Origin of the sequence: Chryseobacterium lactis (genome assembly GCF_003815875.1) — a bacterium.
In the GTDB taxonomy this organism is placed as follows: Bacteria; Bacteroidota; Bacteroidia; order Flavobacteriales; family Weeksellaceae; genus Chryseobacterium; species Chryseobacterium lactis.
This window is the reverse complement of the sequence record NZ_CP033924.1, coordinates 2,875,810-2,889,987: the sequence shown is the minus strand read 5'-3', so window position 1 is coordinate 2,889,987 and position 14,178 is coordinate 2,875,810. Positions and strand designations below refer to the sequence as shown.

At 36.8% G+C, this 14,178-nt stretch carries 13 protein-coding genes; 5 read left to right on the top strand and 8 right to left on the bottom strand.

Annotated elements, in window-relative coordinates; genetic code table 11:
- Positions 1 to 25 precede the first annotated feature (25 nt).
- A complete protein-coding gene (lgt, locus tag EG342_RS12910; RefSeq protein ID WP_103293469.1) occupies positions 26 to 862 on the top strand; it encodes a prolipoprotein diacylglyceryl transferase in 837 nt (278 codons plus the stop codon).
- An 81-nt stretch (positions 863 to 943) separates the two neighbouring features.
- Here the strand turns inward: lgt and EG342_RS12905 are convergent, their stop codons facing one another.
- Positions 944 to 1,699 (bottom strand): SDR family oxidoreductase, encoded by a 756-nt coding sequence (locus EG342_RS12905; protein WP_103293470.1) that lies wholly within the window; start codon positions 1,697 to 1,699, stop codon positions 944 to 946.
- A gap of 706 nt (positions 1,700 to 2,405) precedes the next feature.
- Between EG342_RS12905 and EG342_RS12900 the strand changes: the two genes are divergently transcribed.
- Positions 2,406 to 2,834 (top strand): cold shock domain-containing protein, encoded by a 429-nt coding sequence (locus EG342_RS12900; protein ID WP_103293471.1) that lies wholly within the window; start codon positions 2,406 to 2,408, stop codon positions 2,832 to 2,834.
- Between the two features lie 234 nt (positions 2,835 to 3,068).
- Here the strand turns inward: EG342_RS12900 and EG342_RS12895 are convergent, their stop codons facing one another.
- The 7 genes from EG342_RS12895 to queG form a co-directional block, all read right to left on the bottom strand.
- Positions 3,069 to 4,520, bottom strand: coding sequence for a TolC family protein (locus tag EG342_RS12895; protein WP_103293472.1), 1,452 nt, complete (start codon positions 4,518 to 4,520; stop codon positions 3,069 to 3,071).
- Positions 4,501 to 7,623 carry an efflux RND transporter permease subunit gene (locus tag EG342_RS12890; RefSeq protein WP_103293473.1) on the bottom strand — a complete coding sequence of 1,041 codons (3,123 nt, stop codon included), beginning with the start codon at positions 7,621 to 7,623 and terminating at the stop codon, positions 4,501 to 4,503. Before EG342_RS12890 ends, EG342_RS12895 begins: the two co-directional genes overlap by 20 nt.
- Positions 7,624 to 7,651: 28 nt before the next feature.
- Positions 7,652 to 8,692, bottom strand: coding sequence for an efflux RND transporter periplasmic adaptor subunit (locus EG342_RS12885; protein ID WP_246008617.1), 1,041 nt, complete (start codon positions 8,690 to 8,692; stop codon positions 7,652 to 7,654).
- Positions 8,693 to 8,798: 106 nt separating this feature from the next.
- A complete protein-coding gene (locus tag EG342_RS12880) occupies positions 8,799 to 9,131 on the bottom strand; it encodes a hypothetical protein (protein ID WP_103293475.1) in 333 nt (110 codons plus the stop codon).
- A gap of 131 nt (positions 9,132 to 9,262) precedes the next feature.
- The gene (locus EG342_RS12875) at positions 9,263 to 9,715 is read right to left on the bottom strand and encodes an SRPBCC family protein (RefSeq protein WP_103293476.1); all 453 of its coding nucleotides are present in this window, start codon (positions 9,713 to 9,715) and stop codon (positions 9,263 to 9,265) included.
- A 140-nt stretch (positions 9,716 to 9,855) separates the two neighbouring features.
- Positions 9,856 to 10,539: a TIGR02117 family protein gene (locus EG342_RS12870; protein ID WP_103293477.1), complete on the bottom strand. Its 684-nt coding sequence runs from the start codon at positions 10,537 to 10,539 to the stop codon at positions 9,856 to 9,858.
- Positions 10,540 to 10,896: 357 nt separating this feature from the next.
- The gene (queG, locus tag EG342_RS12865) at positions 10,897 to 11,835 is read right to left on the bottom strand and encodes a tRNA epoxyqueuosine(34) reductase QueG (RefSeq protein ID WP_164465178.1); all 939 of its coding nucleotides are present in this window, start codon (positions 11,833 to 11,835) and stop codon (positions 10,897 to 10,899) included.
- An 87-nt stretch (positions 11,836 to 11,922) separates the two neighbouring features.
- On the opposite strand from queG, the gene EG342_RS12860 reads away from it, so the two are divergent.
- From EG342_RS12860 to EG342_RS12850, 3 genes are all read left to right on the top strand, one after another.
- Positions 11,923 to 13,134 (top strand): porin family protein, encoded by a 1,212-nt coding sequence (locus EG342_RS12860; RefSeq protein WP_103293479.1) that lies wholly within the window; start codon positions 11,923 to 11,925, stop codon positions 13,132 to 13,134.
- A gap of 76 nt (positions 13,135 to 13,210) precedes the next feature.
- Positions 13,211 to 13,510: a rhodanese-like domain-containing protein gene (locus tag EG342_RS12855; protein WP_103293480.1), complete on the top strand. Its 300-nt coding sequence runs from the start codon at positions 13,211 to 13,213 to the stop codon at positions 13,508 to 13,510.
- Between the two features lie 29 nt (positions 13,511 to 13,539).
- A complete protein-coding gene (locus EG342_RS12850; protein ID WP_103293481.1) occupies positions 13,540 to 14,157 on the top strand; it encodes an HD domain-containing protein in 618 nt (205 codons plus the stop codon).
- The last annotated feature ends 21 nt before the right edge of the window (positions 14,158 to 14,178 follow it).

Here is a 14,178-nt window from a genome sequence, read left to right as displayed (position 1 = left end):
ATCTTTAATTTCGATAACAAAATCAATGAATTTACTGTACATCAACTGGGATATCAATCCTGAAATCATCAATATATTAGGCATTCCTTTAAAATATTACGGCCTGTTATTTCTTGCGGGACTTGTTTTATGTTTTAATATTTTAAAAACTGTTTATAAAAAAGAAAACTTAAGCATGCAGGCACATGAAGCTTTATTTTCCTATGCGCTTATAGGAATTTTAGTGGGCGCCAGATTGGGACACTGCATTTTTTATGACTTCGATTATTACTCCCAACATCCGCTGGAAATATTCCTGCCTATTCAAAAGGGTGTAGATGGGGCTTATCATTTTACAGGATTTGCAGGGCTTGCGAGTCATGGAGGTGGTATTGGATTGATTATTATGCTGCTGATCTATGCAAGAAAATATTCTATTCCGTTTATGACTGTTTTGGATGCGATTGCTATTGTACTGCCTTTAGGAGGTACTTTTATCAGATTAGCCAACCTGATGAATTCAGAAATAATAGGAGTTCCTACCAATGTTCCGTGGGCTTTTATCTTCCGACAGGTGGATGATTTGCCAAGACATCCGGCTCAGTTGTATGAGGCAATCTCTTATTTAATCATATTCTCCGTTGTTTATTTCATGTATAAGAAAAATATCATCAGCATCGGAAAAGGTTTTTACTTTGGAATGAGTATTCTTTTGATCTTCATTATGCGTATCCTGATTGAATTCATCAAGGTAGATCAGGTTGAATTTGAACACGGAATGCAGCTTAATATGGGACAAATTTTAAGTATTCCATTTATCCTGCTGGGATTATTTTTCATTGTTAAAAGTATAATGGAAAAGGGAAAAATAAAAACTTCATAATTTTCCCGATTTCCTTATCATATAAAAGCTCACTGAATTTTTTCCAGTGAGCTTTTTTAATAAACTATTTTAAAGTTGTATTTATCTGGTTGTATATCCACCATTGGCAAAAATGGTCTGCCCGGTGATCCACCACCCGTCTGTTACCAGGAATTCTACCAACGGAGCAATATTTTTGATATCGGTAAGACCTCCCAACGCAGCAGCAGACTTGTGATACGCTACAGCATCATCTGTTTCCTGTCCGTAAAAGAAAGGAGTATCCATAGGGCCTGGAGCAACTGCAGTAACCGAGATTCCTCTTGCACCGAATTCTTTGGAAGCAGCTCTCGTAAAGTGTTCTACAGGAGCTTTTGCACCGGCATAGGTAGAATACAACCCTGTGTAAGCAGCCAATAATGAGGTTACGATCGTGCAGATCTTCCCATTATCATTCAGTTTTTTGCCTGCTTCCTGCAAAAAGAAATAAGCAGATTTTGAGTTCACATTGAACATCGTGTCGTATTCTGCTTCTGTAGTATCCGTAAAAGGTTTTTTCAATACCATCCCTACTGTGTTGATTGCAATATCAATTCCGCCATATCGTGAAATTGTTTCATCAAAAAAACGGGTCAGATTCTCTACTTTCGTCAGATCTCCCTGAAACAAGAATGCTTCGGCTCCCAATGCCTGAACTTCTGCAAGTGTTTTTTCACTTTCAGCTTTAGAACTTTCACTGTTGTAATGTATCGCGAGTTTTGCCCCTTTAGCAGCAAAATCTTTGCTTAATAATCCTCCGAGATTTTTACCTCCTCCGGCAATTAAAACAACTTTTCCTTGTACATCTTGTGTTGACATTATTTTTCTTTTTTAAATGTTAATAAAACAAAGATGAAGAATAAAAGCCATCCCAACATGGTGAATTTTTCGGGAGTTGTGTATTATACACCAATTGGAGTCTTTATTTTTTTTAAACAAAATTGAATATTTTAAAAAATTCAGTTTTATGATTATGATATTATTTACCAGACAGATACAATTTATAAGGCTCCTTTGTTGTGAATTTTACTTTATATATCAGTGGTATCAGCGAATTTTAGGCATAGCATTTGATACTTTCCCGGCGTACCGTACACCACATTCATTTTAATATATATTTTTTTTCATAATCCTCAGCTTGCTGAGGATTTTTCATAGAATCCCTTTTTAATACAGCTTAACCTTCATTATAATGCATTTTTGCCATATTCTTAATGAAAAGCTTTTCTGATAATCAATCATTTAAAAGGGATTATTCATTTAATTGTTGTATATTTGCATATTAATTAACCAAGTCAATACTTTGTTTTCTGTAACGGCTGGAATATTTTTATTCAGTCCTTGCTTTTTGAGCAGTCATATTTTTAACTTTTATTTTTCTATTAAGAACAATACTTGTCGGAATTTTAAAGCTCTGGATAATTGGGAAAATCCAAGACAGGAAACATCGGCGGGCTTTATAAGGTCTACAACAGACCAGATTGAACCAACTTAATTTATAGAAACTAAATACTAAAAATAATTTATGGCAGATTCTTTTTCTAAAAAGGAAAATTTCAAGAAAAAAATTCAAAAGCAAAAAGAAAAGGCGCTAAGACGCGAAGAACGTAAAACGAACAACAACAAAGGAAAGGATATGGAGGACGTATTCATGTACGTCGATGAATTCGGAAGATTAACTTCTACTCCACCTGAACAAAGGCAAGAAGTAAACCTTGAAGAAATTCAGCTAGGTGCAGCTCCAATCATTGAGGAAGATCCAAGAAAGACAGGAATCATTACTTTTCACAGTGAAAAAGGATATGGTTTCATTACTGAGGATAGCACTAAGGAAAATATTTTCTTCCACAACAACAATTGTACAGAGCTTGTAAAAAAGGGGAACAAAGTTTCTTTCGAAAAAGAAAAATCTCCAAAAGGATTCTCTGCAGTTAATATCCAGATTGTTAAATAGATCGTATATCATCTATTATAATATAAAAGCCACCTTTTTTAAGGTGGCTTTCTTTATACATCGTAAAAAATAAAAATGGGCCGGTTTCAACCGACAAAATAATATTGTTAAACCATTAAGATAGTATAAGATGATAAAGCGTTACAGAAAGCTGTTCTCAAAGTTGAGGCTGTCTCAATCCGTACCGGTTGCTATTACTTTATAATCCCAATATCTTAATGGCTATCTGTACAATTAATCCAGCTTTCCACCCAATGCTTTAAACAGCAACACATTATTTCTGGTGTTCTGATGCTGAAACTGCAGGAGATCAAGTTCTGCCGTCAGTTTGCTTTTCTGGGAATTAATCAGTTCAAAATAATTGGCATATCCTGTCAGATATAGATCATTGGATACTTCAACCCCGCGATCCAGAAAGCCGACTTCTTCGGATTTTAATTTTAAAACACGTTCATAAATCTTCGTTTGTTTCAAAATCGACTGAAGTTCATTAAAGGCTGTGGTAATGCTTTTCTGATAGTTTAAAAAAGCAATTTCCTGCTCTTTGCTGGCGACTTTAAATTCATATTTCAGCTGCCCTTTATTGAAAACAGGAACCATCAACCCACCGAGCAGCTGCCCTGCCAGAGAACTGGGTTTAAATAATGTTTCAACAGAAAAGGAATTCAATCCGAAACCTGCTCCAAGATCTATTTTCGGGTAAAATGCAGCTCTAGCAGCTTTTGCATCTGCCTGAGAGGCTTCCAGCACATAATAATTGGCTGCCACATCCGGCCGGGAATGAATAACCGATTCTACATTAATGGTTTTATTTAAAACATCCATATTAGTAGGCATCAGTACGTTACCTCGTTTTACCTCTCCCCCATAACTCCCGGTAAGAGTGGTAATCGCCTGCTCTACAGTTACAATCTCAACTTTGATATGTTCAATCTCCGCAAGCCAGTTATTATTCTGAGCCTTAAACTGTTGCACCGCGAGTTCCGTCGCTTTCCCGACTTCACGCTGAGCGAGAACAATTTCAAAAGCCCTCTGCTGAAGGTTGTAATTTTTTTGATAAATAGCCAGGCGATTGTCTAAAGCGACCAACTGATAATACAGATTAGCAATATCAGTAAAAAGTTCTACCTGTAAGAGTCTCAACCCTTCTGTGGAAGCGAGAAATTTCTTTTGGGCTGCTAGCTTTTTATTTTTCAGTTTACCCCACACATCAATTTCCCAGCTGCTTCTTCCTCCCAGCCAGTAATTGGGAGCAAAATCACGATTGATCTTCTGTTCTTCAGTAATATTGGGAGAAAGATTGGTATCATAATTTCCAACTCCTTCCATGGTATATTTTCCATATCGATTTCCGGAGACTTCTACCCCCACATCAAGTGAAGGCAGAAGATCCATTTTTGATCTTTGGAGAAAACTGTTTGCAATTTCTACTCTTTGCTGTGCAATCTGAAAATCGGGGTTAGCCTGAATCACTTTATCAAAAAGTTCAAGCAGACGAGGTTCTGTAAAGTAGGCTTTCAGATTGAGTTGTTGAAATTCTTCTGAATCCGTCTTGTTCCCGGTTTTAATAAGATGCTCCGGTAGTGCTTCAGCTTTTTTCAAATCGGTAACTTTTGGTACAGCACATGAGACAAAACTTAAGGCGGCAATACCTAATATTATATTTCTATGGTTTAATCGTTTCATTTTTCTTCTTGTTTTCAAGTTTTGCAAAGAATATATAAAGTCCGGGAATTACTACCAATCCGAAGATTGTTCCGATGAGCATTCCTCCGGCTGCGGCAGTTCCGATAGAACGGTTTCCAATTGCTCCTGCTCCCGAGGCAATACACAGAGGAATAAGCCCTGCTACAAATGCAAAGGAAGTCATCAGAATGGGGCGCAGTCGTTGCCTTGCTCCTTCAATAGCTGCCGGGATAATGTCAAAGCCCTGTTTATTTCTGGCCACAGCAAATTCTACGATAAGAATAGCATTTTTCGCCAAAAGACCAATCAGCATTACCAAAGCCACCTGAGCATAAATATTATTATCGAGACCTGCCAGTACCAGCGCGATATAAGAACCAAAAATTCCTGTCGGAAGGCTTAGCAGAACCGGCATCGGAAGAAGGAAACTTTCATATTGTGCTGCTAATAAAAGGTAGACGAATAATAAACAGATCATGAAAATATAAATGGTCTGATTCCCTGATAAAATTTCTTCCCTGGTCATTCCCGACCATTCGATATCAAAACCCCGGGGAAGAGTTTCTTTGGCCACGCGTTCTACTGCCGCAATAGCATCTCCGGAACTGAAACCATCTGCCGCTTCTCCGTTGATCATGGCAGACATATACATATTGTAGCGGGTCAGCACTTCAGGTCCATATACTTTTTCCATAGTGATGAATGTTGAAAACGGAACCATCTCTCCCTTATCATTTTTTAAGTATAAATTCAGAATACTTTCAGGGGTATCTCTATGTTCCGGACTTGCCTGCACCATCACTTTATACATCTGACTGAAACGGATAAAGTTGGTGGCATAATAAGAACCTAGCATCGTTTGCAGTGTTGACATGGCATTGTCTACAGATATTCCTTTTTTTGCAGCCATATCATAATCCACGTTGATCATATATTGCGGGAAAGTAGCATCAAAACTGGTAAAACTATTCTGCAGTTCAGGAGTTTCATTTAACTTTTTAACAAAATCCTTAGTGATTTTATCTGTATTTTCAATAGTTCCTCCGGTTCTGTCCAGCAAGCGTAATTCGAAACCACTGGTATTTCCGAATCCCGGTACCGTTGGTGGCGCGAATATTTCAATCTGGGCATCTGCAATCCCTTTTGTCTTTTCTGAAAGCTCGGCGATCAGATCATTCACAGAGATGCTTCTCTGTTTCCAGTCTTTAAGGTTGATCATGGCCATCCCGTACGATGATCCGGCAATCTCTGTTACGATGCTGTATCCTGCAAGTGTTGTTACATTTTCTACACCTTCAATTTTCTTTGCCATTACCGTAACTTCATCCAAAACTTTTTCTGTTCTTTCCACTGTTGCTCCCTGCGGAGTGGTAACACTTACATACACCATTCCCTGGTCTTCCATCGGAATGAAGCCTGTTGGCAAAAATCTACTTGTTACAACAGTCAACACAATGAACAAAAATAAAAGTCCAAAGGTAACGGTAGTTCTTGTGGCGAATTTTGATAAAATACTCACATAGCCGTTTGTTAACCTTTCAAAACCTGTATTAAAACTCTGGAAGAATCTATCAACTATGGTTTTTTTCTTATCATGAGCATGAGGTTTTAAAATAATAGCACAAAGCGCCGGTGTCAGAGTCAAGGCATTCACCCCGGAGATCACAATACTGATCGCTAATGTTAATGAAAACTGGCGATAAAAAACGCCTACAGGACCATCAAGAAATGCTACAGGAATAAACACTGCAGACATTACAATCGTAATTGCTATTACGGCTCCTGCAATTTCTTTTGTTGCAGTAACGGTGGCATCCATCGCATTCATGCCTTCTTCCATTTTAACATGAACCGCTTCTACAACGACAATGGCATTATCAACTACAATCCCGATGGCAAGAACCAGGGCAAATAAGGTCAACAGATTTACAGAGAAATCGAGCATATTCATAAAGGCAAAAGTTCCTACCAATGCTACGGGAACTGCCAGAACAGGAATTAATGTGGAACGCCAGTCCTGAAGGAAAATAAATACAACAATTCCCACAAGGATAAAGGCTTCGATAAGGGTCGTCAATACGGCACTGATCGAAGCATCAAGGAATCTGGAAACATCATAAGCCATATTATATTCCATTCCGGGAGGAAAAGAAGAGACTTTTAATTCTTCCATTTTTGCCTTAACACTTTCAATAACCTCAGAAGCATTGGATCCAGGACGTTGTTTCATCATAATCGATGCGGAAGGTCTGCCGTCTGTTTTGGAAACCATTCCGTAATTCATCGCTCCAAATTCTACTTTGGCAATATCTTTCAGTTTTAAAATCGTTCCATCTACATCAGAGCGGATAGGAACTTCTTCATATTGTTTAGGTTCAAAGAATTTACCTTTATATTTGATGACATATTGCAATTGACTGGAAGTTTTTCCGGATGTTTCGCCAACTTTTCCGGGAGCTGCGGAAATATTCTGTTTCTGAAGTGAAGCGATCACGTCATCTGCCGAAATACTGTACGCTGCCATCTTTTGCGGATCAAGCCATATCCTCATTGAGTATTCTTTCTGACCCATAATTTCGGCACGCCCAACCCCGTCAATACGTTTCAGTTCCTGGAGAACGTTGATATCTGTAAAGTTGTAGATAAACTGCTCGTCCTGGCTGGGATCAGCGCTGGTGATGTTGAGGTACATCAACATACTGTTCACCTCTTTTTCAGTAGTCACCCCCGCTCTGATCACCTCTTCGGGAAGTTCATCAAGGATTGTTGTCACTCTGTTCTGCACATTTACGGCGGCTACATCAGGATCCGTTCCGACTTCAAAAAACACCTGAATTAAGGTAAGCCCGTCATTTGAGGTGACAGTTGACATATAGGTCATACCCGGAACTCCATTGATGGCACGCTCCAGCGGAAGTGCTACGGCATTGGCTGATACTTCGGCATTCGCACCGGTATATTTTGCCGTTACGGTTACGGAAGGTGGTACGATATCCGGAAATTGTGTAATCGGCATCTTGAGGAGTGCCATAATTCCCAGAAGTACAAATACTATGGAAATAACCAACGAAAGAACCTTTCGTCTTATAAACATTTCTACCATTGTTAGTTGATTTAAAGATTATGAAAGGTTAAGACTTCTTTTTAATTTTAATTACATCTCCGTCTTTTAAAGATTGGGTTCCTTCATAAATGATTAAATCTCCCTTTTTAAGACCGCTCTCCACCAAATAAGAATCTCTTAATGTGCTTGCAATCTTAATATTGGTCATTTTCACCTTATTCTGTTTATCCAGCACAAAAACATAAGTTTTGTCCTGAATAGAAAAAGTAGATTTTTGTGGAATTAAAATGGCATTATCCTGTTGTTCTGAAATGATCAGTTTTCCGGAAGTACCATGTTTAATCAGGTGATCCGGATTGGGAAACAATACTTTATACCGGATTGATCCTGTAGCGCGGTCTATTTCTCCTTCTGCTGTTTTTAAAGCTCCGTTAAACTGATAATTCACTCCATTAGGCAATGTCAGTTCAATTTTCTGATGATTTCCAATTTTGTCGTTGGCCAAAAGCTCGAAATACATATTTTCAGGAATGGAGAAATAGGCGTAGACCTCATTCAGTTGGGATAATGTGGTGAGCAATGTTCCGTTTTCTACCAAACTTCCGTCCTTATGAGGTATAACATCAATGACCCCATCAAAAGGTGCTGTAATCTTTGTAAAGCTTATTTTTTGCAATACTGTTTTCTTCTCAGCATCGGCAAAGGCGTGTTTGGCTTTCGCTGATGACAGCTTTGCTTTTACCAGCTCTAATTCGTTGTTGGCCACAAATTTTTTAGCATGGAGACTTTGGATCTGTTTCAATTCTACTTCGGCAATACGAACGTCGGCTTCGGTCTGTTTTAATACGGCATTCGCTTTCAGTAGCTCCATCTGCAGCTCGGCATCATTGATTTTGAAAAGCGCCTGTCCCTGGTGTACAAATTGCCCTTCGTTGACATAAATATGCTGTATAATGCCTCCAATTCTGGAACGCATTTCTACATTTTTACGGGCTTGAATATCTGTTACAAACTGGTTGCTTACTAAAGTATCTTTTTCTTTAATTTCCAGCACCGGAACTTCTTTTTCCTTTGCGCTGCTTTTTTCCTTGTTTTTACTGCATGACACAGCGAATAATGTTGCAAAAGTGCAAATTATTACGTTTTTAAAATACATCTTAAAATGTTTAAGTTATAAAAATTCGATAAAATAAATTGATTTTCAACAACTTAAACTAGTACAACTGGAGGAGATGGAGAAAGGACTTAACTCCACAAATAATAGAGAGTGCAATGTCAGGAAGTGTGATTTTCGAAGTAAATTTTAATATTTCCGAAAAATCTCCTGTTGCCGTATCATCTTTACGGGCTGAATATTTTACAATTTTTGAGGCTGCAGGCACTGCATGCGTGTTCATATCAGCCTCTTCGTAGACATCCAGCAGATGAATATTGTTGATATGAGGAACATGAGGAATATTATTCAATGATTTTTCCGCCCAATTCGAATTGAAAAGGGAACAAACCAGTATAATATAGAATAAGATAAATGACCTCAGACCTGCCATGTCAATAGAACACTTGTTTTTTTGTAAAAACGATAGTGCCGCAAAAATAGGGATTTTCAGCGGGAATGATGGTTGATTAAATGTTAAAAAAACCTAAACAATCATTTTAGATGCAATGGCTGGCAGCAGATTTAAAACAATTTACTGAGAACCCGGAAACGATAATCGAAAATATACTCCAGCTTCTTTTTAACAAAAAGATCATGGGCTATTTCTCCAAGAAATCCCATTGGAAGTTCATAGTCTATGGTATCTTTCATCAGAACACCGTGTTCATTGGGAGTAAACTCATGATGATGATTCCATAGCTTATAGGGACCTTTCTTTTGAAAATCGGTGAAACTTTTCTGAAAATCTACCTGAGTAATCTCTGTCTGCCACTTCATTTTAATACCTAACAAAGGAGAAACGTAATAATCGATAAGCATTCCTTCATAAATTTCATCATCTTCGAGTTCTGTCAGGACGATAAATCCCATATCTTTTGGGGTAATTTCTGAAAGGTTATTGGCTGAGGAAAAGAATTTCCAAGCCGTTTCTATATCACAGTTTAATTGTTGTTCCCGGTAAAGTGTGTGTTTCATCTTACTTCTTTTAATTATAGATCAACATCAGAACAAACTTCTTTAAATTCCGAATCATTGGATCAAATCCTCTCATGGCATTATTTGAAATGCTAGGATAGCTCCACCTTCCGGTGAAACTTTGAAAAAAGTTTTCAACTTTATTTATAGTGTTGAAAAATTCCAAAGTCAGAGGGAGTCCAAAGAGCCGCTTTTTGTCCTGCCACCTTTAAGGCATCGTTAGTCCATGTATTACAGGTGTAAAGGAAACTGTAAGTTCCTTTGGCATCATAAAATGCATCATTATCACCATAGACCGCGTTGGTAGGGATGAACATAAATTTCCCGTTTGCATCTGTGTCAAATTTATCTTCCACAAATTTCACCAGTTTTTGATACTGACTTCTGCTAATCATGATCATTTTGCAATCATCACCTTCCTTCATGGTATTGTAATAAGTACAATGCATTGCGGAATCGCTTAGCCAGAATGCAGCCTTTACTGCTGTTGAAAATTTAAGATCAGCCCAGGTTGGTGTTTCCAGGTAAAAGCCTTTATCACCCCATCCTATTCCTATATAGTTGTAGTCGGTTCTTTTTGATTTGGTATCAGCAAAAGGTATTTTTGTACTCCAGTCCTGTAAGTCATTTTTTACGGGCATTACAATATCGGTATGCACTCCGTTGGTGTAGATATAGATTGGAATTTCCTTCTTTTCACCATCATCTTTGGCCGAAATAGGAATTAAAGGAATGAGTAATCCGAGGACTACATAAATAATCACAATACCCAGAATGATTCCCAGGATTTTTAAGATATTGAGCAATACAATTTTCACAGTCATGTTTTAATAAAATTTAATCTTTAATTTTTAGTAAAAGTATTTGTTTTAATCGGAAAAATGACTATATTTAGTTACGAAACATTCACAAATATGCGTAAAAACATCAAATCCCAAAAAAGATTTAAAGTAAGAGTAAAAACTGCTCCAAAAAGAATACAAAAAAAACGTTGATTTTCGGTGAGATTTAATCTCCTGAAAGTCAATTTTTCTTTTTAGGAAAGGCTTTTTAATATATTTACTTACGTAAATCTTTACCTCCTTAAGGCAGAAAATTTAAGGAATGGACGATTATCAGCTCTAGTTTGGAACTCTGAAAAATTCCAAAGAAGGAATCGTCACCAAAAATGAAAGCTAAAATCAGTCTGAAGGCTTCTGCAAAAACTCTATATTTCTCTTCAAACCTGCAAATTTTGTTCTTTTTACCGGTGATTTTTTGAAGATCTCAGAGAATATTTCCTGAGTCAGTTCTTTCCATTCTCCTTTTGTAAAGTTTTTTAATGCTTCATTGGGTTTAAACCGGCTTTGCTGATGTGGTGCAGAAAAGCGATTCCATGGGCATACGTCCTGGCAAATGTCACAACCAAACATCCAGTCTTCCATTTTATCTTTAAAATAATCCGGAATCTCGCTTTTCAATTCTATGGTTGCATAAGAGATGCATCGGCTGCCATCAATAATTTTTTCGGAAACAATAGCATCAGTGGGACATGCATCGATACATTTTCTGCAGGTTCCGCAATGATCGGTGGTTTCATGATCGGCAATCAGTTCCAGATCGCAAATTATTTCTGCCAGAAAATAAAAAGATCCGTTCTGTTTGGTAATCAGATTGGCATTTTTCCCTATCCATCCTATTCCTGATTTTCTCGCCCAGCTTCTTTCTAAAACAGGCGCAGAATCTACAAAAACCCTGAATCCGAATTCGCCAATTTCTTCCTGCAGCTCAGCAACCATTTCACGAAGGATTTCTTTGATGACTTCATGATAATCTTCTGCATAGGCATATTTTGAAATTTTAAAATTCTCAAGGATTGAGATTTTTTCTTCGGGAAAATAATTGTAAGAAAGTGAAATTACGGATTTGGAGCCTTCTACCAGGAGTCTGGGATCAAGTCTTTTATCAAAATGATTTTCCATATACTTCATTTCGCCATTGAAGTTATTCTTCAGCCATTTTTCAAGGTGTCTGGCATCTTCTTCGAGAAAATCTGCCTTAGAAATGCCACAACTCTGGAATCCAAAACTTTTTGCCTTGGATTTTATCAGCTGGGAATATTTTTCAACACTACTCATCATAATTTCACACTGCAAAACTAAGATTATTTTATAAATTTGCTGCTCTTTAAATAATTACTATAAAAAAGAAAACTATTAACAATAACTATGAAAAAAATTAGTCTTTTAGCAGGAATCCTTGCTGCAGGCATGCATTATGCGCAAATTAAATTTGAAAAAGGTTACTTTATTGACAATTCCGGGACAAAAAAAGAAGTTTTAATCAGAAATTTAGACTGGAAAAATAATCCTGTGGATTTTGAATATAAAACAGATAACGCCGGCTCTGTTCAAAAAGAAAGTATTAAAAATGTACAGGAATTTGCTGTCGATGGGAACAGTAAATACATCAGGGCAACAGTGATGGTTGATCGTTCTTCTGAAAACCTTAGTATGATGTCTGAAGATAAAGCTCCTGATTTTAAGGAAGAAACTTTATTTCTTAAATATATTGTAGAAGGTAAAGCTGATCTCTTTTACTACGAAAATAGTAATATAAGAAAGTATTTTTATTCTACGGAAGAAGCTCAACCTAAACAGCTTATTTACAAGCCATATTATATCGACCAGGGAAGTGTTGGATATAATGAAGATTATAAAAAGCAAATCGCCGATCATCTGAAATGTGGTATTACCGGGCAGCAATTACAAAATCTCAATTATTCAGCGAAAGATCTTACCAAAATATTTATCAAATATAATGAGTGTTCCGGAAATCAAATGGTTAATTATGAAAACCAGAACACAAAGAAAAGCTTCTTCCATCTGAACGTAAGACCTGGAGTTAATTTTTCTTCTTTTGAAACCACTCATAATTATAGTTATGAACCGGTGAAAACAGATTTTGGTTCTTATACATCCTTTAGAATCGGGCTTGAACTTGAATATGTACTCCCTTTTAACAAAAATAAATGGGCTCTGTTTTTGGAACCAACTTACCAATATTATAAAGGAAGTAAAGAAATTACAGAAAATGCAGGATCTTATTTTGAATATAAATACACCGCTACAACAGATTATAAATCTATAGAAGTACCCATGGGTGTAAGACATTATTTCTTTTTGAATGACCGATCAAAAATATTTGTAAATGCTGCTTACGTATTAGATTTTAATTTGAATTCATCTATAAAATTCGATCGAACGGAATTGGACGTTACGTCGGGAAATAATTTTGTATTTGGAGCCGGATTTAAATACAATGATAAATTCAGTGCAGAGGTACGAGTAGGAACATCGAGAACTCTTCTTCGTGATTACGTAAGTATAGATTCAAATTACAAGACGGTATCCCTGATTTTAGGGTATACTCTATTCTAAATAGCAAATCCGGCACAGATTTTTTCATAAAAATTGCGTAATTTCGTTTATAATTTAATGTTTAAAATAAACAAATATGTCTTTAATAGAAGTAATACAATCCGGAAACTATGAATTGATAGACGTTCGTGAGCCAATGGAGCTTGAAATGGACGGAAATATAGAAGGGGCAAAGAATATTCCACTAGGTGAAGTAGAAGACAGACAAGACGAGATCTTATCTATCGAAAAACCGGTAATCTTATTCTGCAGAAGTGGAAACAGAAGCGGAAAAGCATTGGAATATCTGAACTCTCAAGGATTAAAGGACGGTTATAACGGCGGAGGCTGGGCTGAGCTAAAGGCTGTTCTTGAAGCAAACAGAGGAACTTTTTAAAAGTTCCTTTTTTTATCTCTATACTTATCATGAACCTGAAAGATCAATTTGAGCAGCTCTGTATGCCTTTTACCGCAGACAGAAACTTAATCGGTAGTCTATGGACGGAGATTGAGAGAAAATATGCTGAAAAAGGCAGGTATTATCATAATCTTACTCATCTTGGGAACATGTTTCAGGAGCTGGAAACAGTTAAAGGCAGGATAATTAATTTTACGGCTGTTTCTTTTTCCGTATTTTATCATGATATTATTTATGATGCAACTTCTAAATCCAATGAAGAGAAAAGTGCTGAGACTGCGGAAAAGCGTCTTGCAGAACTGGGTTTAAATAGGAATGAAATCCAGCTTATTTCTACTCAGATTATGGCTACAAAATCTCATCAACAATCAGATGATGAAGATACCAATTATCTATTGGATGCTGATCTGTCTATTCTGGGAAAGGATTTTGAAGTCTATTCAGAATATACTAAAATGATCCGAAAAGAATATTCCATCTATCCTGATTTCCTTTATAAACCCGGAAGAAAAAAGGTTCTCAAACATTTTCTGGAACTTGAAAGTATTTTTAAAACTAACCATTTTAAGGCAAAATATGAAGAACAGGCAAGAAGGAATATTGAGGCTGAACTTCAGCTGTTATAAATAAAAAAGACTACCTAAAGG

Excerpts from the sequence above, each read along its gene's own strand:
- lgt (WP_103293469.1), top strand. The coding sequence starts at position 26 with ATGAATTTACTGTACATCAACTGGGATATCAATCCTGAAATCATCAAT.
- EG342_RS12850 (WP_103293481.1), top strand. The coding sequence starts at position 13,540 with ATGAACCTGAAAGATCAATTTGAGCAGCTCTGTATGCCTTTTACCGCA.
- EG342_RS12890 (WP_103293473.1), bottom strand. The coding sequence starts at position 7,623 with ATGGTAGAAATGTTTATAAGACGAAAGGTTCTTTCGTTGGTTATTTCC.
- EG342_RS12880 (WP_103293475.1), bottom strand. The coding sequence starts at position 9,131 with ATGGCAGGTCTGAGGTCATTTATCTTATTCTATATTATACTGGTTTGT.
- EG342_RS12895 (WP_103293472.1), bottom strand. The coding sequence starts at position 4,520 with ATGAAACGATTAAACCATAGAAATATAATATTAGGTATTGCCGCCTTA.
- EG342_RS12875 (WP_103293476.1), bottom strand. The coding sequence starts at position 9,715 with ATGAAACACACACTTTACCGGGAACAACAATTAAACTGTGATATAGAA.
- EG342_RS12855 (WP_103293480.1), top strand. The coding sequence starts at position 13,211 with ATGTCTTTAATAGAAGTAATACAATCCGGAAACTATGAATTGATAGAC.
- queG (WP_164465178.1), bottom strand. The coding sequence starts at position 11,835 with ATGATGAGTAGTGTTGAAAAATATTCCCAGCTGATAAAATCCAAGGCA.
- EG342_RS12860 (WP_103293479.1), top strand. The coding sequence starts at position 11,923 with ATGAAAAAAATTAGTCTTTTAGCAGGAATCCTTGCTGCAGGCATGCAT.
- EG342_RS12905 (WP_103293470.1), bottom strand. The coding sequence starts at position 1,699 with ATGTCAACACAAGATGTACAAGGAAAAGTTGTTTTAATTGCCGGAGGA.
- EG342_RS12870 (WP_103293477.1), bottom strand. The coding sequence starts at position 10,539 with ATGACTGTGAAAATTGTATTGCTCAATATCTTAAAAATCCTGGGAATC.
- EG342_RS12900 (WP_103293471.1), top strand. The coding sequence starts at position 2,406 with ATGGCAGATTCTTTTTCTAAAAAGGAAAATTTCAAGAAAAAAATTCAA.